Annotated in this window: 19 protein-coding genes and 2 tRNA genes; 6 read left to right on the top strand and 15 right to left on the bottom strand. The window is 51.7% G+C overall.

The window, feature by feature from the left end; translation table 11 throughout:
- Positions 1–10: 10 nt before the first annotated feature.
- From nusA to ABIE10_RS17250, 3 genes are all read right to left on the bottom strand, one after another.
- Positions 11–1,498: a transcription termination factor NusA gene (gene nusA, locus ABIE10_RS17240; protein WP_003024992.1), complete on the bottom strand. Its 1,488-nt coding sequence runs from the start codon at positions 1,496–1,498 to the stop codon at positions 11–13.
- A 28-nt stretch (positions 1,499–1,526) separates the two neighbouring features.
- Positions 1,527–1,979 (bottom strand): ribosome maturation factor RimP, encoded by a 453-nt coding sequence (rimP, locus tag ABIE10_RS17245; RefSeq protein ID WP_003024996.1) that lies wholly within the window; start codon positions 1,977–1,979, stop codon positions 1,527–1,529.
- 207 nt (positions 1,980–2,186) lie between these two features.
- A tRNA-Met gene (locus ABIE10_RS17250) sits at positions 2,187–2,263 on the bottom strand.
- 334 nt (positions 2,264–2,597) lie between these two features.
- Between ABIE10_RS17250 and argG the strand changes: the two genes are divergently transcribed.
- Positions 2,598–3,941: an argininosuccinate synthase gene (argG, locus tag ABIE10_RS17255; protein ID WP_049283205.1), complete on the top strand. Its 1,344-nt coding sequence runs from the start codon at positions 2,598–2,600 to the stop codon at positions 3,939–3,941.
- Positions 3,942–4,145: 204 nt separating this feature from the next.
- On the opposite strand, the gene ABIE10_RS17260 is transcribed toward argG, so the two are convergent.
- From ABIE10_RS17260 to ABIE10_RS17270, 3 genes are all read right to left on the bottom strand, one after another.
- Positions 4,146–4,232, bottom strand: a tRNA-Leu gene (locus ABIE10_RS17260).
- A gap of 9 nt (positions 4,233–4,241) precedes the next feature.
- On the bottom strand, positions 4,242–4,574 hold the full coding sequence (secG, locus tag ABIE10_RS17265; protein WP_003025000.1) for a preprotein translocase subunit SecG: 333 nt from the start codon (positions 4,572–4,574) through the stop codon (positions 4,242–4,244).
- 167 nt (positions 4,575–4,741) lie between these two features.
- Positions 4,742–5,635 (bottom strand): LysR family transcriptional regulator, encoded by an 894-nt coding sequence (locus ABIE10_RS17270; RefSeq protein WP_429156398.1) that lies wholly within the window; start codon positions 5,633–5,635, stop codon positions 4,742–4,744.
- A 148-nt stretch (positions 5,636–5,783) separates the two neighbouring features.
- Between ABIE10_RS17270 and iadA the strand changes: the two genes are divergently transcribed.
- Together iadA and dcuC are read left to right on the top strand one after the other, a co-directional pair.
- On the top strand, positions 5,784–6,917 hold the full coding sequence (iadA, locus tag ABIE10_RS17275; protein WP_016154669.1) for a beta-aspartyl-peptidase: 1,134 nt from the start codon (positions 5,784–5,786) through the stop codon (positions 6,915–6,917).
- Positions 6,918–6,927: 10 nt separating this feature from the next.
- Positions 6,928–8,394, top strand: coding sequence for a C4-dicarboxylate transporter DcuC (gene dcuC / locus ABIE10_RS17280; RefSeq protein WP_235117402.1), 1,467 nt, complete (start codon positions 6,928–6,930; stop codon positions 8,392–8,394).
- Positions 8,395–8,439: 45 nt separating this feature from the next.
- Here dcuC and glmM read toward each other — a convergent pair whose 3' ends face one another.
- From glmM to rlmE, 4 genes are all read right to left on the bottom strand, one after another.
- Complete coding sequence (glmM, locus tag ABIE10_RS17285) at positions 8,440–9,777, bottom strand: phosphoglucosamine mutase (RefSeq protein ID WP_235117401.1); 1,338 nt, start codon at positions 9,775–9,777, stop codon at positions 8,440–8,442.
- Positions 9,770–10,618 (bottom strand): dihydropteroate synthase, encoded by an 849-nt coding sequence (folP, locus tag ABIE10_RS17290; RefSeq protein WP_279265466.1) that lies wholly within the window; start codon positions 10,616–10,618, stop codon positions 9,770–9,772. Before folP ends, glmM begins: the two co-directional genes overlap by 8 nt.
- 98 nt (positions 10,619–10,716) lie before the next feature.
- Positions 10,717–12,651, bottom strand: coding sequence for an ATP-dependent zinc metalloprotease FtsH (gene ftsH, locus ABIE10_RS17295; RefSeq protein WP_429156402.1), 1,935 nt, complete (start codon positions 12,649–12,651; stop codon positions 10,717–10,719).
- A 99-nt stretch (positions 12,652–12,750) separates the two neighbouring features.
- A complete protein-coding gene (gene rlmE, locus ABIE10_RS17300) occupies positions 12,751–13,380 on the bottom strand; it encodes a 23S rRNA (uridine(2552)-2'-O)-methyltransferase RlmE (RefSeq protein ID WP_003025015.1) in 630 nt (209 codons plus the stop codon).
- Between the two features lie 125 nt (positions 13,381–13,505).
- Here rlmE and yhbY point away from each other — a divergent pair, with 125 nt between their 5' ends.
- Entirely contained in the window at positions 13,506–13,799 is a 294-nt protein-coding gene (gene yhbY / locus ABIE10_RS17305) for a ribosome assembly RNA-binding protein YhbY (RefSeq protein ID WP_003025016.1), read from the top strand.
- Positions 13,800–13,952: 153 nt separating this feature from the next.
- Here yhbY and greA read toward each other — a convergent pair whose 3' ends face one another.
- Positions 13,953–14,429 (bottom strand): transcription elongation factor GreA, encoded by a 477-nt coding sequence (gene greA, locus ABIE10_RS17310; RefSeq protein WP_016154674.1) that lies wholly within the window; start codon positions 14,427–14,429, stop codon positions 13,953–13,955.
- Positions 14,430–14,677: 248 nt separating this feature from the next.
- On the opposite strand from greA, the gene dacB reads away from it, so the two are divergent.
- The gene (dacB, locus tag ABIE10_RS17315) at positions 14,678–16,111 is read left to right on the top strand and encodes a serine-type D-Ala-D-Ala carboxypeptidase (RefSeq protein WP_410399354.1); all 1,434 of its coding nucleotides are present in this window, start codon (positions 14,678–14,680) and stop codon (positions 16,109–16,111) included.
- Between the two features lie 95 nt (positions 16,112–16,206).
- On the opposite strand, the gene cgtA is transcribed toward dacB, so the two are convergent.
- The 4 genes from cgtA to rplU form a co-directional block, all read right to left on the bottom strand.
- Complete coding sequence (gene cgtA / locus ABIE10_RS17320; protein ID WP_016154676.1) at positions 16,207–17,379, bottom strand: Obg family GTPase CgtA; 1,173 nt, start codon at positions 17,377–17,379, stop codon at positions 16,207–16,209.
- Between the two features lie 15 nt (positions 17,380–17,394).
- Complete coding sequence (locus tag ABIE10_RS17325; protein ID WP_429156406.1) at positions 17,395–18,360, bottom strand: DMT family transporter; 966 nt, start codon at positions 18,358–18,360, stop codon at positions 17,395–17,397.
- Between the two features lie 127 nt (positions 18,361–18,487).
- Entirely contained in the window at positions 18,488–18,745 is a 258-nt protein-coding gene (gene rpmA / locus ABIE10_RS17330; RefSeq protein ID WP_003025030.1) for a 50S ribosomal protein L27, read from the bottom strand.
- Between the two features lie 19 nt (positions 18,746–18,764).
- Positions 18,765–19,076, bottom strand: coding sequence for a 50S ribosomal protein L21 (gene rplU / locus ABIE10_RS17335; RefSeq protein ID WP_003025032.1), 312 nt, complete (start codon positions 19,074–19,076; stop codon positions 18,765–18,767).
- A 257-nt stretch (positions 19,077–19,333) separates the two neighbouring features.
- Between rplU and ispB the strand changes: the two genes are divergently transcribed.
- Entirely contained in the window at positions 19,334–20,305 is a 972-nt protein-coding gene (gene ispB, locus ABIE10_RS17340; RefSeq protein ID WP_019077785.1) for an octaprenyl diphosphate synthase, read from the top strand.
- Positions 20,306–20,457 lie beyond the last annotated feature (152 nt).

Here is a 20,457-nt window from a genome sequence, read left to right on the forward strand (position 1 = left end):
CTACAGTTTATTACGCTTCGTCGCCGAACCAGCAAATATTACGGGCAGCCATAATCAGCTCACCGGCTTTTTCGTCGGTCAACCCTTCGATATCAGCCAGATCATCAATGCCCTGTTCAGCGAGATCTTCCAGCGTACAAACACCACGGGCAGCCAGTTTGAAGGCCATCTCACGATCCAATCCTTCCAGATTCAGCAGATCGTCAGCCGGTTTGTTATCACCGAGACTTTCTTCCTGGGCCAGTGCCAGAGTGGTCAGTGCGTTTTTAGCACGCTCGCGCAGCGCTTCAACGGTCTGTTCATCCAGGCCGTCAATTTCCAACAGCTCTTTCATTGGCACGTAGGCCAGTTCTTCCAGCGTCGCAAAACCTTCTTCCACCAGAACTGTCGCGAAATCTTCATCGATATCGAGATATTTGGTGAAGGTATCAATGGCTGCATGTGCTTCAGCCTGATGCTTCGCCTGCAGGTCATCAACGGTCATCACGTTGAGTTCCCAACCGCTCAGTTGTGAAGCCAGGCGGACGTTCTGACCATTACGTCCAATCGCCTGAGCCAGGTTACCGGCTTCAACCGCGATATCCATGGTGTGTTTGTCTTCATCCACCACGATAGAAGCGACGTCTGCTGGCGCCATTGCGTTAATCACGAACTGCGCCGGGTTATCATCCCACAGGACGATATCGATACGCTCGCCGCCCAGTTCGGTTGAAACCGCCTGAACGCGCGCACCGCGCATACCCACACAGGCGCCGACCGGATCAATACGCTTGTCGTTGGTCTTAACGGCGATTTTCGCACGTGAACCCGGATCGCGAGCAGCCGCTTTAATTTCGATCACTTCTTCGCCAATTTCCGGCACTTCAATGCGGAACAGCTCTATCAGCATTTCCGGTTTGGAACGGGTTACGAACAGCTGGGCACCGCGCGCTTCCGGGCGTACAGAGTAAAGAACGCCACGGATACGGTCACCTGGGCGGAAGTTTTCACGCGGCAGCATGTCTTCACGCAGGATCACGGCTTCAGCATTGCTGCCCAGATCCAGAGAAATGTTGTCGCGGTTAACTTTCTTCACCACACCGGTGACGATTTCGCCTTCGTGTTCGCGGAACTGATCGACAACCATTGCGCGTTCGGCTTCACGTACTTTCTGTACGATAACCTGTTTCGCGGTCTGGGTGGTGATACGGTCAAAGGTGACAGATTCAATCTGATCTTCAACATATTCGCCCACGTTCAGGCTTTCGTCTTCGAAGCGTGCCGCTTCCAGCGTAATTTCTTTGGTCGGTTGAGTAACTTCTTCTACGATTACCCAACGACGGAAGGTATCGAAATCACCGCTTTTACGATCGATTTCTACGCGAACGTCGATCTCTTGCTCATATTTTTTCTTTGTTGCTGTAGCCAGCGCACTTTCCAGCGCTTCAAAAATTTTCTCGCGTGGCAGCGCTTTTTCGTTGGATACGGCTTCAACAACAGCCAAAATTTCTTTGTTCATCGCGGGCTTTTCACCTCAATCCAGACTGTTAAAAGTGGGGAACCAGGTTCGCCTTCTGGATATTACTCAGCGCGAACACTTCATCTTTACCTTCGACTGTGACCGTGATCATCTCACCATCCACCGCTTTGATAACGCCCTGCCATTTACGACGGTTTTGTACCGCCATACGAAGAACCAGCGTCACTTCTTCACCCAGGAAACGCACGTAGTGTTCAGCTGTGAACAGAGGACGGTCGAGACCCGGAGAGGAGACTTCCAGGTTGTAGGCAACGGTGATTGGGTCTTCGACATCCATCACGGCGCTTACCTGATGGCTCACATCAGCACAATCATCAACATTGATGCCATCTTCACTATCAATATAGATGCGCAGTGTGGATGTGCGACCACGAATAAATTCGATGCCGACCAACTCGTAGCCCAGGGCTTCAACTGGCGCTGTAATCATCTCTGTTAATTTTTGCTCTAATGTGGACAAGCCCACCCCCAAGACATAAAAAAAGGGCCTAAAGCCCAGTTATTCTGTAGTCAGATAACAAAAAACCCCGATAAATCGGGGCTTTATATAACTGAACCCTATAACCGCACCTGCGGTTCGGAAAACCTTCCGAAAGAATTTTTTTCAAATCCAGCTACGAAGGCCTAAGTCTTCACAGTATATTTGAAAAAGAACTCTAAGGGAAAGTGGTTGCGGGGGCCGGATTTGAACCGACGACCTTCGGGTTATGAGCCCGACGAGCTACCAGGCTGCTCCACCCCGCGCCTGAAACGTGGCAAATTTTACTCGTTTTGGGTAAAAAATGCAAATACTGCTGGGATTTGGTACCGAGGACGGGACGTAAAATCTGCGCACAGTATATTGATTCACTATGCGGTATGTCAACCTTGTTACGACTATGCAAATCAATGAATGCTGCCCAGCGAATATTCGACCAGATAAATGTATCACCCGCGCCGTTATTTAACGAAATTATCACTAAACTCTTCCTGTCATCCAGAAAAGATGATTAAATGAAAACTCACTTATTTTGCATAAAAATGCAATTAGTATAATAAGCCGACCTCTTCACCAGTCTATCAAGCAGGGTTTTATTTTATGACGACGATTCTCAAGCATCTCCCGGTAGGTCAACGTATTGGTATCGCTTTTTCCGGCGGCCTGGACACCAGTGCAGCACTGCTGTGGATGCGACAAAAAGGGGCTGTCCCATATGCATATACTGCGAATTTGGGCCAGCCGGATGAGGATGACTATGACGCCATTCCTCGCCGTGCAATGGAATATGGTGCTGAGAATGCTCGCCTGGTAGATTGCCGTAAGCAACTGGTTGCCGAAGGGATCGCAGCGATTCAGTGCGGTGCATTCCACAACACCACCGGCGGACTGACCTATTTCAATACCACTCCGCTGGGCCGTGCTGTCACCGGCACCATGCTGGTCGCGGCCATGAAAGAAGATGGCGTAAATATCTGGGGTGACGGTAGCACCTATAAAGGTAACGATATTGAACGTTTCTATCGTTACGGTTTGCTGACCAACGCCGAACTGCAGATTTACAAACCATGGCTCGATACCGATTTTATCGATGAACTCGGCGGTCGCCATGAGATGTCCGAATTTATGATTGCCTGTGGTTTCGACTACAAGATGTCCGTTGAGAAAGCGTACTCCACGGACTCCAATATGCTCGGGGCGACCCACGAAGCAAAAGACCTCGAGTTTCTGAACTCCAGCGTCAAAATCGTCAACCCGATTATGGGCGTGAAATTCTGGGATGAGAGCGTGAAGATCCCGGCAGAAGAAGTCACCGTGCGTTTTGAGCAGGGTCATCCGGTAGCGCTGAACGGTAAAACCTTCAGCGACGACGTTGAGATGATGCTGGAAGCCAACCGTATCGGCGGCCGTCACGGTCTGGGTATGAGCGATCAGATTGAAAACCGTATCATTGAAGCAAAAAGCCGGGGCATCTACGAAGCTCCGGGGATGGCATTGCTGCACATCGCCTATGAGCGTCTGCTGACCGGGATTCACAACGAAGACACCATCGAGCAGTATCACGCGCACGGTCGCCAGCTTGGTCGTCTGTTGTATCAGGGCCGCTGGTTTGACTCTCAGGCGCTGATGCTGCGTGACGGTCTACAGCGTTGGGTTGCCAGCCAGATTACGGGTGAAGTGACGCTGGAACTGCGTCGCGGTAATGATTACTCAATCCTCAACACCGTGTCTGACAATCTGACTTACAAACCAGAACGTCTGACGATGGAAAAAGGCGACTCGGTATTCTCTCCGGATGATCGTATCGGTCAGTTGACCATGCGTAATCTGGATATCACTGATACCCGCGAGAAGCTGTTCGGTTATACACAGTCTGGCCTGCTGACCGCCTCTTCCACAACCGGCCTGCCGCAGGTTGAGAATCTGGAAAACAAGGCGAAGTAAATATTCATCATCTTCAGGCCGCGAAAGCGGCCTTTTTTATGCGCAGAAAATAGGGATGTTCTGTTACCCTGAGGCCTGATAAGCCTGGCACCATCAGGTATTGTAATAGTCGGATGGCGTTCTAAATGTCTTATCCGACCTACAGAACTACCACAAATGACAGACGAAAAAAAAGACGCTTTGCAGCGTCTTTTTTTTGGAATTTGGTACCGAGGATGGGACTCGAACCCACAAGCCCGTTAGGGCACTACCACCTCAAGGTAGCGTGTCTACCAATTCCACCACCTCGGTACAGAATACTTAGCGTGGGATATCGCTGGTCGGCTGAGCCGGAGCAGCTGGCTGAGTTTGCTCGGTTTTCGCCGGTGCACTCAGATTTTCCCACTCACTTCCTTTATTGGTCTTATTGCTGTTCATGTTACCCAGCACCAGACTGATGATGAAGAACAAGGTTCCTAATACAGCTGTCATGCGGGTCATGAAGTTACCAGAACCACTTGAACCAAACAGAGTACCAGAAGCGCCTGCGCCAAAAGAGGCTCCCATATCAGCGCCTTTGCCTTGCTGCAGCATGATCAAGCCTACCAGGCCAATTGCCACAATAAGGAAAACTACTAAAAGAGCTTCGTGCATAATCAACCTGTTCCTTGCGGAGTTGCCGCGTACAATGCTTCGACCATTAAAGCGGGAATGTTTACTGTTTCCCACTGAAGCGGGTGTGAATACTAACCAAAGCGAATAACCTTCGCAAGGGCAATTTGTTGGCATTGTATCAACTGCGGAAAAAATCGCCACATCAATCAAAAACGCAGCAACTTCTCCCAGCATCTCTGCATGACGGCGCGTTGATCGTCAAGATTCGCCCATACCACAACGGGGATTTCACAAATCAGGTCAGCGTCTTCTGGCCAGCAGTGAATAATTTGCTGGTTCACCAACTCTTCCGCCACCATCGATTCGGGTAACCATGCCATTCCCATATGCCGCAGCACCATTTCTCGTATCGTTTCGCTTAAACCACTCTCAAACACTTTTTTCAGACGTGGGCGGACGCGTTGTTCAGCTGGCTCAATAATGCGTCTGACAAAGGTGTAGTCGCTATAGCATAGCCATGGGATCGGCGCATGCGGATCGTTAAGCGCATTAGCCAACTGCGCAGAAATAACCGGTATAAATCGCTCATACCGCCATAGTGAACGTTTTAACCCTCCGGCAATCTCCAGCCCCGGCTGCGAAGATGGTAAATCGTAGGTCACCAGCAGATCGATTTGCCGATCTATCAAGGCGTTAAAATGGTTGTCTATCCCCTGAATACTGGCATTAACCGTAAAATTTAACTGCGGTTCGCTCTGTCGCAGATAGTTGATCATATCCGGCAGGATATTCACCGACAGCGTATGCAGGCTAACCATCACCAGCGTATTGTCCGTTGCTGGCGTCATCGCCGATAGCTCGTGGCGCGCCTCTGTTAGTGTACTGAGGACGTGCCGGGCATAGGGTTCAAAGCGTTCACCATAGCGTGTCAGCGTAACGGGGGTCGTGGTCCGGTCAAACAACGGCACCCCTAACACCTCTTCCAGCGCCTTTATACGCCGACTGAGTGCGGGTTGAGTAATATGCCGCTGCGCCGCGGCCTGAGAGTAGTTTCCATGCTGACTCAATGCCAGAAAATCTTCCAGCCACTTACAATCCACGTTGAACTCTCCACCATGCCATAACCGCATCCTCCAATACCAAATCGGTAATAGTCATAGTTATAGTAATGGCTTTATGGTGGGCATCATAACAACAATATTCCTTTTCACCTGCCGACTCTCACCCACGACGTTTGACAGGACCGATATGTTTACTTTATTGACCAATGCCCGTGTTTTTTCTCCCGAGGATTTAGGCCTCTGCTCCCTGCTCATTCATGCCGACCGAATTGTGGCGGTAGAAAAAGATATTTCCCTGTTTGATGGCGTCGACGAGGTCATCGATTGTCATGGCAAATGGGTTATCCCAGGCATAATCGATCAGCATGTCCATCTTACCGGTGGCGGTGGCGAGGCTGGATTTGCCAGCCGAACGCCAGCCGTCAAGCTACGCGATCTGATTCAGGCAGGTATTACCACGGTTGTCGGCGTGTTAGGTACCGATGCCATTTCTCGTTCGCCCAAAGACCTCTACGCCAAAATGCAGTCTCTCAACCTTGAGGGATTACGCGCATTTATGCATACGGGAGCCTACGCGGTACCCAGCCCAACCATTACGCGATCCATCCGCGATGACATGACCTTCATTCCGGCGATTCTTGGCGTCAAAATCGCCCTCGCCGATCACCGTGGTTCTTACCCCTCTTTCCAGGAGTTGCTGAGGATAGTAAGCGATATCCGCGTGGCTTCCCTGCTGGCAGGCAAAAAAGGGTTACTGCATGTACATCTGGGGAATCTGCCTGAAGGGATGTCACAGCTTATTGAGCTGTGTGATGCAGGCATTCCAATTCACCACATTTCACCGACCCATGTTGCGAGAACAGCGCCCTTGTTCGAACAGGCGATTGCGTTCGCTCATCGTGGCGGCCATATCGACGTTACGTCTGGCGGTAGTCGCTTTATGCCTCAGGAGCAGGCAATCCTCCACGCTCTGGAAGCCCAGGTTCCAGCCGATCGCATCACGATCAGCTCTGATGGTAATGGCAGCGTTCCGCGCTTTAACGCCCAGGGTATTGTGGAAGGCTTAAGCGCGGCACCGGTCGCAGGTAACCTTAATCTTCTTCCTCGCTTGATTGATGTGGGGATTCCGGTGCCACAAGCGATCGCGATGTTGACGGCAAACGTTGCGCGCTCGCTGGGTATTTCCGGCGGCGTGCTCTGCGCCGGGGAACGTGCCGATATCTGTGTACTCAATGATGACCTCTCGCTGGCCCATCTGTTCGCTGCGGGTAAGCCATTGCTGCGGGATGGTGAGTGCCTGGTTACTGGCAACTTCGAGTAAGGGGGCAAGAATGTCATTATTACTGGCGCTAATTGCCATCATTTTTGCCGGACGTCTGATCCTCAAAAAATATCACCCCCAGTCAGTGTTGCTGTTGACCGGGATTGTGCTGCTGCTTATCGCGCATTTTAGCGGGATGACCACGCTCAGTAGCCTGGTGAAAAAAAGCACCGGATTCGGCCCCTTTGATGCCTTTGAGTTTATTCGCGATACCCTGAGCGTGCGCCTCGGCGGCCTTGGGCTGCAAATTATGCTGATTGGTGGTTTCGCTACATATATGTCGGCCATTGGCGCAAGCCAGGTGCTGGTTCGGGTGACGTCTCGCCCTTTGCAACGCCTGAACTCACCGTATCTGCTGTTGGGGCTGGCGCTGTTGCTGGGTCAATTCCTGTCGCTGTTTATCAGCAGCGCCACCGGGCTGGGTCTGCTGTTGATGGCGACGCTCTACCCGCTGCTGACCCGTCTTGGCTGTAGCCGCGCTGCCGTTGCCGCCGTTATCGCCAGTACCTGTGCGGTTGAATTTGGTCCAGGTTCCGGCAACTCGGTTCTCGCCGCCAAAACCGCAGGCATCGAGGTGGTGAACTATTTCGTGCAGGATCAGTTACCGATCGTCGTCCCCGTTATTCTGTTCATCGCCCTGCTACATATTGTTGTGCAACGCTTTTTCGACCATCGGGAAAGCAGTGACGGTGTGGCTCAGCAGATGCAGACATTAACGTCGACCGATGAAACTGAAGCACCGATCGCCTGGCTTTTTCTACCCATGCTGCCGCTGGTGTTGATGCTGGTGTGCAGTGATTTAGTATTCAGTTCGCTCAAAATTACGCTGGATACCGCCGTACTGATAAGCCTCGCCATTACCCTGGTTTGTGAGTATTGCCGTCATCGTAAGGCGCGCGAGGTGATGGCAGGCGTACAAAAAGTCTTTGACAGCATGGGCAGCGTTTTTGCCACCGTCGTCACGCTGATTATCGCTGGTGAAGTCTTTTCAGCCGGACTGAAAGCCATTGGCACCGTCGATGCGCTGCTGTCGCTTTCCGGTGAATTTGGCCTCAGCGCCGCCTCTATTATCCTGCTGATGACCCTTATCACCTTTGCAATTTCAGCGCTAATGGGCTCCGGAAATGCGGCGTTTTTCTCCTTCGCCCCGATGGTACCGGACATCAGCCGTCATATCGGTAGCGACATCGCAGTCATGATGTTGCCTATCCAGATATCGGCGGGGATTGGTCGTACGTTATCCCCCATTGCCGGCGTCATCATTGCTATCGCGGGAATTGCAGGCGTCTCACCTGTGGACATTGTTAAGCGCACCGCGATTCCGATGCTGGGCGGTTGGTTACTGATGATTGTGCTGACCTTTGCCCGGTCAGGGCATTTGCTGGCGGTTCTGCCGTGGCTGGCAGTCCTTGTAATATTAATGATCGGTGGTTACTTCTGGCAGCGCCGACATAAACAGTCACTTCCCGTACAGTAAAAAAAAACCGGAGTCCCAGACTCCGGTTTTCACTGTCTTTAGTGATTACACCGCTTTGACGGCATCGGCAATACGGTGAGCGAATTCAGTCACCTGCGCTTCATCTTCACCTTCAACCATCACGCGAATTAACGGTTCTGTACCTGACTTACGCAGCAGAACACGTCCGCGATTACCCAGTGCAGCTTCAACTTCAGCCATCACCGCTTTCACGTTTTCATGTTCCAGCGGATCGCCGCTACCTGCGGTGTAACGTACGTTAACCAGCAGTTGCGGGAACATTTTCATGCCGCTGCACAGGTCGTGCAAACTCATATGGTTGCGCACCATCGCCGCCAGTACCTGCAGACCTGCAACAATACCGTCACCGGTGGTGGTTTTGTCCAGCAGGATCACATGGCCTGAGTTTTCAGCACCGATACGCCAGCCTTTTTCCTGCATTTTTTCCAGTACATAGCGGTCGCCGACTTTCGCACGGGCAAACGGAATACCCAACTGTTTCAGCGCCAGCTCGAGGCCCATATTGCTCATCAGCGTGCCTACCGCGCCACCGCGCAGCTGCCCCTGACGCAGGGCTTCACGGGCAATGATGTACATGATCTGATCGCCATCGACCTTATTGCCTTCGTGGTCAACCATAATGACGCGGTCGCCGTCACCATCCAGCGCAATACCCAGATCGGCTTTTTCCGCCATCACGCGCGCCTGCAGGGCGCGGACGTCGGTGGCACCGACTTCTTCATTGATGTTAACGCCGTTTGGCTCACAGCCAATAGCAATCACGTTTGCGCCCAGCTCACGCAGTACACTTGGCGCAATATGGTACGTCGCACCATTAGCGCAATCCACCACGATTTTAAGCTCACTCAGGCTCAATTCATTCGGGAAGGTGCCTTTGCAAAACTCGATATAACGACCGGCAGCATCAACGATACGGGTAGCTTTACCCAGTTCAGCCGAGTCCACGCAGGTGATCGCTTTTTCCATTTCGGCTTCGATAGCTTCTTCAACCGCATCCGGCAGTTTGGTCCCATCGATGGAGAAGAATTTAATCCCGTTGTCATAGTACGGGTTGTGCGAAGCGGAGATAACAATCCCGGCTTCAGCACGGAAGGCGCGCGTCAGATACGCAATGGCGGGTGTTGGCATTGGGCCCGTGAAAGAAGCCGACAGTCCGGCGGCAGCCAGACCCGCTTCCAGTGCGGACTCCAGCATATAGCCAGAAATACGCGTATCTTTGCCGATAATAATTTTACGTGAACCATGACGTGCCAGCACTTTTCCTGCAGCCCAACCCAGTTTGAGCACAAAGTCAGGGGTAATTGGGGCGTCGCCTACGCGACCACGGATGCCATCGGTGCCAAAATATTTACGATTACTCATAGCGTTTATTTTCCTTTGCAGACAATGTGGCTTCCACCACACGCATCGCTTCTACGGTTTCTTTGACGTCATGGACACGAATGATATGCGCCCCTTGCATTGCGGCAATGACCGCGCACGCAAGGCTCCCGCTCAGGCGTTCGGATGGCCCCACATTCAACAACTGGCCAACCATTGATTTTCGTGACATTCCAACCAGCAATGGCAGATTAAAATGATGAAACTCAGCCAAACGTGCCAGTAATGTGTAGTTGTGAGTAAGATTTTTACCGAATCCGAACCCGGGGTCGAGCAACAATTTATCTTTTGTGATTCCAGCCCGCTTGCAGCGTGCTATTTGTTCAACAAAGTAACGATTTACATCAGCAAAAACATCCTCGTACTTTGGTGCTTCCTGCATGGTTTTCGGCTGACCCTGCATATGCATCAGACAAACCGGTAATCCGGTTTCTGCTGCGGCTTCCAGCGCCCCAGGCTCCGAGAGTGAGCGAATGTCATTGATGATATGTGCGCCGACTCTGGCGCACTCGCGAATCACTTCTGCTTTTGAAGTATCGACCGAAATCCACACTTCAAAACGTTGAGCAATCGCCTCCACCACCGGGATCACTCGCTGCAACTCTTCTTCCACGCTCACATCGGCCGCGCCTGGACGTGTGGATTCACCACCCACATCAATGATAGTCGCCCCAGCGTTAATCATCAGGTTTGCGTGTTTTACCGCCTCAACCAGAGAGTTGTGCGCACCACCATCGGAAAAGGAATCTGGCGTGACGTTCAAAATCCCCATGACGTGCGGATGGCTGAGATCCAGTGAAGACCCCTGAGCAAAGAGTTTCATAGTTTTATCCCTGATAACATCTTGAATATACAAATAAGAAAAACCCCGGGGCAAGCCCCAGGGTTTTAAATTAAAACACGGTCATCATCAACGATAACTTATTTGTCGCCCAGTTGCTCTGACATGGTGCCAGAGTCCGGCGCACGCGGTTCATCAACCGGACGCGGCGCACTCGGCTTGCCGGTGCTGCCAGAGTTGTTGTTAGAAGAACCCGGTTCTTCCCAACCCGCTGGCGGACGTACCTCGCGGCGAGCCATCAGATCATCAATCTGCGGCGCATCGATGGTCTCATATTTCATGAGCGCATCTTTCATCGAGTGCAGAATGTCCATGTTTTCGTTCAGCAGACGACGCGCACGGTCATAGTTACGCTCAATCAGCAGTTTAACTTCCTGATCGATAATACGAGCCGTTTCATCGGACATATGTTTAGCTTTCGCCACAGAACGTCCCAGGAACACTTCGCCTTCTTCTTCAGCGTACAGCAACGGACCGAGTTTCTCGGAGAAGCCCCACTGAGTAACCATGTTACGCGCCAGGTTAGTCGCGACTTTAATGTCGTTCGACGCACCGGTAGAAACATGTTCAATACCGTAGATGATCTCTTCGGCCAGACGACCGCCGTACAGCGTGGAGATCTGACTTTCCAGTTTCTGACGGCTGGCGCTGATAGCGTCGCCTTCAGGCAGGAAGAAGGTCACACCCAGCGCACGACCGCGCGGGATAATCGTCACTTTGTGCACCGGATCGTGTTCCGGTACCAGGCGACCGATAATCGCGTGGCCTGCTTCGTGATACGCGGTAGATTCTTTCTGCGCTTCCGTCATCACCATGGAGCGACGTTCCGCACCCATCATGATTTTGTCTTTCGCTTTCTCGAATTCAACCATCGATACAACACGCTTGTTGCCACGAGCTGCAAACAGCGCCGCTTCGTTGACCAGGTTCGCGAGATCCGCACCGGAGAAGCCAGGCGTACCACGTGCAATGATTGCCGCATCGATATCCGGAGACAGCGGTACGCGACGCATATGCACTTTCAGGATCTGTTCACGACCGCGGACATCCGGCAGACCAACCACAACCTGACGGTCGAAACGGCCTGGACGCAGCAGCGCAGGGTCAAGAACGTCCGGACGGTTAGTTGCCGCGATAACGATAATGCCTTCGTTACCTTCGAAGCCGTCCATCTCAACCAGCATCTGGTTCAGTGTCTGCTCACGTTCATCGTGACCACCGCCCAGACCTGCACCACGCTGGCGGCCTACGGCGTCGATTTCATCGATGAAGATGATGCACGGTGCCGCTTTCTTGGCTTGTTCGAACATGTCACGCACACGAGATGCACCGACACCCACGAACATTTCCACGAAATCAGAACCGGAAATGGTGAAGAAAGGAACCTTCGCTTCACCTGCGATAGCTTTCGCCAGCAAGGTTTTACCTGTACCCGGAGGACCGACCATCAGGACGCCTTTCGGGATTTTACCGCCCAGCTTCTGGAAACGGCTCGGTTCGCGCAGATACTCAACCAGCTCAGCAACTTCTTCTTTTGCTTCGTCGCAACCAGCAACGTCTGCAAAAGTCGTTTTGATCTGATCTTCCGTCAGCATGCGCGCTTTGCTCTTACCGAACGACATGGCACCTTTGCCACCACCGCCCTGCATTTGACGCATGAAGAAGATCCAGACACCAATCAGCAGCAGCATTGGGAACCAGGAAATGAAGATAGAAGCCAGCAGGCTCGGCTCTTCAGGCGGTTCACCAACAACCTTGACGTTTTTGGTCAGCAGGTTATCAAGCAGCTTCGGATCGTTAACCGGAATGTAGGTCGTGTAACGGTTACTATCTTTCTTGGTAACGTTAATCTCACGTCCGTTGATCTTCGCTTCACGAACCTGGTCCTGATTGACCTCTTGCAGGAAGGTAGAGTAATCAACCTTACGGCCATTAGACTCGCTGGGCCCAAAGCTCTGGAATACTGACATCAGCACAACGGCAATGACCAGCCAGAGAATTAGGTTTTTCGCCATGTCACTCAAGGGATTAACCTCATATTACAACTGTGTTAAAAACAGCGTCAGGATACTCTATATCCAGTTTCTTTCAAACTTTCGTTTGAAATCTACCGGTTATGGTTTACGCCCGGTCGCTACAATATACACTTCACGCGAACGGGCGCGAGAAGAGTCCGGCTTACGAACTTTGACCTTCGTAAACAGGGAGCGAATCTCTCTTAGATACTCATCGAAGCCTTCGCCCTGGAACACCTTCACTACAAAACTACCACCTGGCGCTAATACATCACGAGCCATTCCAAGCGCCAGCTCTACCAGATACATGGCCCGGGGAATATCCACCGCCGGTGTTCCACACATATTTGGCGCCATATCAGACATGACAACTTGTACTTTACTGTCACCTACGCGTTCAAGTAACGCTTTCAGGACTAATTCATCACGAAAGTCGCCCTGAAGGAAGTCCACACCAACGATTGGATCCATAGGTAAAAGATCGCAAGCGATAATGCGGCCAGTGTTACCGATCTGCGTAACCGCATATTGCGACCAGCCACCGGGTGCAGCACCGAGATCAACAATCGTCATCCCCGGTTTAAAAATTTTGTCACTTTGCTGTATTTCATCAAGTTTAAACCAGGCACGGGAACGTAACCCCTTTTTCTGCGCCTGCTGAACATATTTATCGCTAAAGTGTTCCTGAAGCCAGCGACTCGAGCTGGCAGAACGCTTTTTACCTGTCATTTCACATTCCCAAAGGGCAGTTCATCGTAACCAATGGTGTAAATTTCTACACAGCTATTTGGCGATATATGGGAGATGGCGGTAGAATGACCCGTTTTCAATCCCAACGTAAGCAAAAATATACGATGAATCTGAGTACTAAACAAAAACAGCACCTGAAAGGTCTGGCACATCCGCTCAAGCCTGTAGTTATGCTTGGCAACAATGGTTTGACCGAAGGGGTACTGGCCGAGATTGAACAAGCGTTAGAGCACCATGAACTTATCAAGGTGAAAATCGCCTCGGAAGATCGCGATACTAAAACCTTGATCGTGGAAGCTATCGTACGCGAAACCGGCGCCTGCAATGTACAGGTCATCGGTAAAACGCTGGTACTGTATCGCCCGACTAAAGAACGTAAAATCTCGCTGCCACGCTAAGAATATCCCAAAGTTGCACACGAAGTTTGTGTAAAACGCGGGATTTTCCGCTAGCAGGAGAGCAAAATGCCACGCTCTCTTCGTTGATAAAAGGCCGCTATGCGGCCTTTTTCCTTTCTTTACAATGTATCAACATCTTAACCAAGATGCGAATTACAGGTATTCTACCTTCGTTACTTCATATTCAACTTCACCGCCCGGCGTTTTAATAACCACCACGTCATCCTGCTCTTTACCGATCAGGCCACGAGCAATAGGCGAGTTCACCGAAATCAGGTTCTGTTTAAAATCGGCTTCATCATCGCCGACAATACGCCAGGTCTGCTCTTCGTCGTTATCGAGATTCAGCACGGTAACCGTCGCGCCGAAAACTACGCGACCATTGTTCGGCATTTTTGTGACGTCGATAACCTGCGCGTTGGACAGTTTAGCTTCGATATCTTTAATGCGCCCTTCGCAGAAACCCTGCTGTTCGCGCGCCGCGTGATACTCTGCATTTTCTTTCAGGTCGCCATGCTCGCGCGCATCTGCGATAGCGGCAATGATTTCAGGACGGCGCACCGATTTCAGAAAATCCAGTTCTTCGCGCAGTTTTTCAGCACCACGTAAGGTCATTGGGATAGCTTGCATTTGTTATACCTCTTGAACATTCCTGTAGGGGGCGGCTGCTCTCACCCCGGCTGCTAAGCCTACTCTGGCATACGCCATGCCAGAGTCAGAAGCAAAAAAATACCGACCCGGGGCTCAGGGTCCCAGGTCAGCTACAATTCTCTATTTGATGATCATTTTACCCTGGAGTTCCCTATGGGTCATCGTTTACTTTTTGGGGCGTTGCGCCGTAGTATGACGGCCTGTTTCCAGGTTGTTAGCGCGAGATTATGCGATTTTCCAGATTTACCATTGGATTGACTGCCAGTATAGCGTTCAGCGTTCAGGCTGCGAACGTCGACGAGTATATCAATCAGCTCCCTGCCGGGGCCAACCTCGCCCTTATGGTACAGAAGGTTGGCGCACCTGCTCCTACTATTGATTACCATAGCCAGCAGATGGCGCTGCCGGCCAGTACACAAAAAGTGATCACCGCGCTGGCGGCATTGATTCAGCTCGGGCCTGACTTTCGTTTTACCACCACGCTTGAGACTAAAGGCAACGTGGAAGGCGGCGTTTTGAAAGGTGACTTAGTGGCGCGATTTGGTGCCGATCCGACGCTAAAACGTCAGGATATTCGCAATATGGTGGCAACCCTGAAAAAATCAGGCGTGACGCAAATTGCCGGAAATGTCATGATCGACACCTCCATTTTCGCCAGCCATGATAAAGCACCTGGTTGGCCCTGGAACGACATGACGCAGTGTTTTAGCGCACCGCCCGCGGCAGCCATTGTCGATCGTAACTGTTTCTCGGTTTCACTCTATAGCGCGCAAAAACCTAACGATCTCGCCTTTATCCGCGTGGCATCTTACTACCCGGTCACCATGTTCAGTCAGGTGCGTACTCTCGCTCGTGGCTCTGCCGAAGCGCAATATTGTGAACTGGACGTGGTTCCAGGCGATCTCAACCGCTTTACGTTGACCGGATGCCTGCCCCAACGAGCCGATCCGCTGCCGCTGGCATTCGCTATTCAGGACGGCGCCAGCTATGCCGGGGCGATTATCAAAGATGAGCTAAAACAAGCTGGTATCACTTACAGCGGGACTCTGCTGCGCCAGACGCTGGTCAACGAGCCGGGGACCGTGGTAGCCAGTAAGCAGTCGGCGCCGCTGCACGACCTGCTTAAGATTATGCTGAAAAAATCGGACAACATGATTGCCGATACCGTTTTCCGTATGATTGGCCATGCACGATTTAACGTGCCAGGTACCTGGCGAGCAGGTTCTGATGCCGTACGCCAGATTCTGCGTCAGCAGGCGGGCGTTAATATTGGCAACACCATTATTGCCGACGGTTCGGGTCTCTCTCGTCACAATCTGATTGCGCCTGCCACCATGATGCAGGTGCTGCAATATATCGCTCAGCACGATAACGAGCTGAACTTTATCACCATGCTGCCGCTGGCAGGCCATGACGGCTCTTTGCAATACCGTGCGGGTCTGCATCAGGCTGGCGTAGATGGCAAAGTATCGGCGAAGACAGGCTCACTGCAGGGGGTCTATAACCTGGCAGGCTTCATCACCACGGCAAGCGGTCAGCGCATGGCATTTGTGCAGTATCTGTCTGGTTATGCGGTAGAGCCAGCTGATCAGCGTAATCGCCGTATTCCACTGGTCCGCTTCGAAAGCCGGTTATACAAGGATATTTATCAGAATAACTGAGTATGTTTGCCGGATGGCAGCGCTAACGCACCTAATCCGACCTTCTGAAACCTGGAAACAAAACCCCGGCAACATGGCCGGGGTTTTTAATGTGATTAACGCTTGTAGATGAACTCAACGCCTTCTTCGTCGTCTTCGTCCCAATCGTCATCCCAGTCATCTTCTGCTTCGTCTTCGACTTCAGCGAGTTGCTGGCGGTGATAATCATCCCACATGAACTCGACTTTCTCTGGCTGTTTCGCTTCTTCAGCCTGAACAATCGGGTTCTCGATGATAAAGGTCATCACATCCCAGCAGAGATCCTTCACGCCCAACTGGCTGGCGGCGGAGATCAGGTAATATTTACCTTCCCAGCCCAACGCTTCGGCGATCGCTTTCGCTTTCTCTTCCGCTTCAGCCTTGTCCAGCAAATCAATTTTGTTGAACACTAACCAACGCGGTTTAGACGCCAGATCCTGGCTGTATTTTTCAAGCTCGCCAATAATGATACGGGCATTTTCAACCGGATCGGAACCGTCAATCGGATCGATATCAATGAGGTGTAGCAGTACGCGGCAACGTTCCAGGTGTTTCAGGAAGCGGATACCCAAGCCTGCGCCCTCAGCCGCGCCTTCAATCAGACCCGGAATGTCGGCAACCACGAAGCTCTTTTCGTTGTCCATACGCACCACACCCAGGCTCGGAACCAGGGTGGTGAACGGATAGTCAGCGACTTTCGGCTTCGCCGCGGACACCGCACGGATAAACGTCGATTTACCGGCGTTTGGCATGCCCAGCATCCCCACGTCCGCCAGCAGCATCAGCTCCAGCATCAGATCGCGTTTATCGCCCGGTGTACCCATCGTTTTCTGACGCGGAGTACGGTTGACCGAGGATTTGAAACGGGTGTTGCCCAGACCGTGCCAGCCGCCTTTAGCGACCATCAGACGCTGACCGTGTTTGGTCATGTCGCCCATGGTTTCGCCCGTGCCCTGATCGATTACACGCGTACCTACAGGCACTTTAATCGTGACATCTTTACCACGCTTGCCGGTGCAATCACGGCTCGCGCCATTCTGTCCACGTTCCGCACGGAATGATTTTTCAAAACGGTAATCGATCAGCGTGTTCAGGTTTTCGTCGGCTTCCAGCCAAACGTCACCACCGTCACCACCGTCTCCACCGTCCGGACCGCCTTTTGGGATGTACTTTTCGCGGCGGAAGCTGACGCAACCATTACCGCCATCACCTGCAACGACCAGAATCGATGCTTCATCAACAAACTTCATTTTACTCTCCGTAAATCATTCGCCTGAGCGGGGCTGCGAAACCACCGTTTCATGCTTACGTAAACCGCCCCAAATTCGATGACCAATGGCGGAATACATCGCGCCCGCAACCACGATAAACGCACCGAGATAACCTAATAGGTTTAGCATCGGTCTGGCGAAGAAATCGGGCCAGGCCAGTGATAATAAATCTGAAAATAACAACGTAAACAGCGGAGTGAGCGTAATAATGGCGCTCACCTGTGCCGCCTGCCAACGCGCCATCGCTTCCGCGAGAGCACCGTATCCTACCAGCGTATTCAGGCCGCAGAATACAAGGCATGCCAGCTGCCAGTCACTGAGCTGCGTGATGACACCGGGTTTAGCCAACGGCAACAACGCAATCGTACATAAAGTGTACAGTAAAAACAGGATCTGCGGTGATGCCAGACGGCGCAACAACACCTTTTGCGCGACCCCATAGCTCACCCAGACCATCGCCGCACCAACACCAAAGATAACGCCCCAGGTGTAATCGGTGAGACGGGTAAAAATTTCGATCAGACTGGTATTAAAAAACAGAACCAGGCCGCTCAGAAGCATAATGGCGCCAATCACCTGCGTACCGCGCATCTTTTCTTTCAGGATAAAGACGCTGGCAATCATCATACCAACCGGTGACAGCTGACCGATAACCTGCGAAGCCGTTGGGCTCAAATATTGCAAGGATGAACTAAACAGAATGAAGTTACCGAACAACCCACCGGTAGCGATAGCCAACAGTATCAGCCAACTCGCTTTGCGAAAAATACGCAACGGAGGGAGCTTTTTTTTAACCGCAAGAATAGCGCCAAGGCCAATGCTTGCCATTAAAAAACGGTAGAACACCACGGTAGGAGGCTCCATCACCTCCAGCACTTGCTTCATCGCTATTGGCAAAGCGCCCCAACATACTGCCGTTGTGAGTGCTAACAGAATACCAATACCTGCCTGCTGCTTCATGCCGTATTCCCTGCAAGGGCTCGTTTCCGGGTTATCACGGCGCGACGAGCGTATTTACCGGCCGTCGAATGTAAAAAGCCCCGCAACGTGTTGCGGGGCTTTTATCCGTTACCGGGACGCGAAAAACTTATTCAGCAACGATGCTGATGAATTTACGGTTTTTCGGGCCTTTCACTTCAAATTTCACTTTACCGTCTGCTTTAGCAAACAGAGTGTGGTCTTTGCCGCAACCAACGTTGGAGCCAGCGTGGAATTTAGTACCACGTTGACGAACGATGATGCTACCAGCCAGAACTGTTTCACCGCCGAAGCGTTTTACGCCCAGACGTTTAGCTTCTGAATCGCGACCGTTACGAGTCGAGCCGCCAGCCTTTTTATGTGCCATTTAATCTGCTCCCCTTAACTTAAGCGCTGATGCCAGTGATTTTTACATCAGTGAACCACTGACGATGGCCCTGCTGCTTACGGTAGTGTTTACGACGACGAAACTTAACAATTTTAACTTTCTCGCCACGACCGTGAGCAACAACTTCAGCTTTGATAACGCCGCCATCAACGAAAGGAACGCCGATTTTGACTTCTTCACCGTTTGCGATCATCAGAACTTCTGCGAATTCAACAGATTCGCCAGTTGCGATGTCCAGCTTTTCCAGGCGAACGGTCTGACCTTCGCTTACTCGGTGTTGTTTACCACCACTTTGGAAAACCGCGTACATAAAAAACTCCGCTTCCGCGCACACCTTTTTGATGATTCAGAGTGCGCTATAAATATTCACAATAGGGCGCGAATATTACGCAAAACGCGAGCCTTTGACAAGTGCTACGTCAATACATGAAGAAAAAAAACACAACACGTACGGTAACGTTTATCTATGGCGTTTTTTCAGTACAATCAGCATATATTTATAACCCTAAACCCGACGTTACCTTCCGATACAGTGAGGTAATCGGGGCGAGAAGCCCGGCTTTTGCGATGAATTTAGAAAAAATCAATGAGTTAACCGCGCAAGATATGGCGGGGGTCAATGCGACAATCCTTGAACAGCTCAATTCCGACGTGCAGCTGATCAATCAACTGGGGTACTACATCGTTAGCGGCGGCGGAAAACGCATTCGCCCAATGATCGCCGTACTCGCCGCGCGTGCAGTTGGCTACCAGGAAAATGCGCACGTTACGATTGCAGCCCTCATCGAGTTTATTCACACCGCGACCCTGTTGCACGACGATGTTGTGGATGAGTCCGACATGCGCCGCGGAAAAGCCACAGCGAATGCGGCGTTTGGCAATGCGGCCAGCGTGCTGGTCGGCGATTTTATCTATACCCGCGCTTTTCAGATGATGACCAGCCTCGGTTCGCTGAAAGTGCTGGAAGTCATGTCGAAAGCGGTCAACGTCATCGCCGAAGGTGAAGTCTTGCAGTTGATGAACGTCAACGACCCGGACATCACTGAAGAAAACTATATGCGCGTTATCTACAGTAAGACCGCGCGTTTGTTTGAAGCGGCTGCCCAATGCTCTGGCATTCTGGCTGGTTGCAGCGAAGAACAAGAGAAAGGGTTGCAGGATTATGGCCGTTATCTCGGTACCGCTTTCCAGTTAATTGACGATTTGCTGGATTATAACGCGGATGGCGAGCAACTGGGTAAAAACGTCGGTGATGACCTCAACGAGGGTAAACCAACGCTGCCGCTGCTGCATGCCATGCGCCACGGCACCCCTGAACAAGCACAAATGATCCGCCAGGCTATTGAGCAGGGTAATGGCCGTCACCTTCTGGAGCCTGTTCTGGAAGCGATGAACGCCTGTGGTTCCCTGGAGTGGACTCGCCAACGTGCAGAAGAAGAGGCTGATAAGGCCATCGCTGCGCTGCAGGTACTGCCTGATACGCCGTGGAGAGAAGCGCTGATTGGTCTGGCGCATATCGCCGTACAGCGCGACCGTTAATACCCTGCGACATCTTTCATCATCCCGTGCCCTGCACGGGATGCTTTTATAAATTCCAATAAATACCTCCCCCTTCTCCAGCAATCTTCGCATAAATTTGGCATATTCTGAATATACTCACACTTTACATGAACATTTTAGAACATTCGTTC

This window comes from Citrobacter sp. 506 (assembly GCF_050434985.1).
Classification (GTDB): Bacteria; Pseudomonadota; Gammaproteobacteria; order Enterobacterales; family Enterobacteriaceae; genus Citrobacter; species Citrobacter braakii.

What these genes read in the sequence shown, in the direction of transcription:
- nusA (WP_003024992.1), bottom strand. Translation starts at nt 1,498, where the DNA reads ATGAACAAAGAAATTTTGGCTGTTGTTGAAGCCGTATCCAACGAAAAA.
- argG (WP_049283205.1), top strand. Translation starts at nt 2,598, where the DNA reads ATGACGACGATTCTCAAGCATCTCCCGGTAGGTCAACGTATTGGTATC.
- secG (WP_003025000.1), bottom strand. Translation starts at nt 4,574, where the DNA reads ATGCACGAAGCTCTTTTAGTAGTTTTCCTTATTGTGGCAATTGGCCTG.
- iadA (WP_016154669.1), top strand. Translation starts at nt 5,784, where the DNA reads ATGTTTACTTTATTGACCAATGCCCGTGTTTTTTCTCCCGAGGATTTA.
- dcuC (WP_235117402.1), top strand. Translation starts at nt 6,928, where the DNA reads ATGTCATTATTACTGGCGCTAATTGCCATCATTTTTGCCGGACGTCTG.
- glmM (WP_235117401.1), bottom strand. Translation starts at nt 9,777, where the DNA reads ATGAGTAATCGTAAATATTTTGGCACCGATGGCATCCGTGGTCGCGTA.
- folP (WP_279265466.1), bottom strand. Translation starts at nt 10,618, where the DNA reads ATGAAACTCTTTGCTCAGGGGTCTTCACTGGATCTCAGCCATCCGCAC.
- ftsH (WP_429156402.1), bottom strand. Translation starts at nt 12,651, where the DNA reads ATGGCGAAAAACCTAATTCTCTGGCTGGTCATTGCCGTTGTGCTGATG.
- rlmE (WP_003025015.1), bottom strand. Translation starts at nt 13,380, where the DNA reads ATGACAGGTAAAAAGCGTTCTGCCAGCTCGAGTCGCTGGCTTCAGGAA.
- yhbY (WP_003025016.1), top strand. Translation starts at nt 13,506, where the DNA reads ATGAATCTGAGTACTAAACAAAAACAGCACCTGAAAGGTCTGGCACAT.
- greA (WP_016154674.1), bottom strand. Translation starts at nt 14,429, where the DNA reads ATGCAAGCTATCCCAATGACCTTACGTGGTGCTGAAAAACTGCGCGAA.
- dacB (WP_410399354.1), top strand. Translation starts at nt 14,678, where the DNA reads ATGCGATTTTCCAGATTTACCATTGGATTGACTGCCAGTATAGCGTTC.
- cgtA (WP_016154676.1), bottom strand. Translation starts at nt 17,379, where the DNA reads ATGAAGTTTGTTGATGAAGCATCGATTCTGGTCGTTGCAGGTGATGGC.
- ABIE10_RS17325 (WP_429156406.1), bottom strand. Translation starts at nt 18,360, where the DNA reads ATGAAGCAGCAGGCAGGTATTGGTATTCTGTTAGCACTCACAACGGCA.
- rpmA (WP_003025030.1), bottom strand. Translation starts at nt 18,745, where the DNA reads ATGGCACATAAAAAGGCTGGCGGCTCGACTCGTAACGGTCGCGATTCA.
- rplU (WP_003025032.1), bottom strand. Translation starts at nt 19,076, where the DNA reads ATGTACGCGGTTTTCCAAAGTGGTGGTAAACAACACCGAGTAAGCGAA.
- ispB (WP_019077785.1), top strand. Translation starts at nt 19,334, where the DNA reads ATGAATTTAGAAAAAATCAATGAGTTAACCGCGCAAGATATGGCGGGG.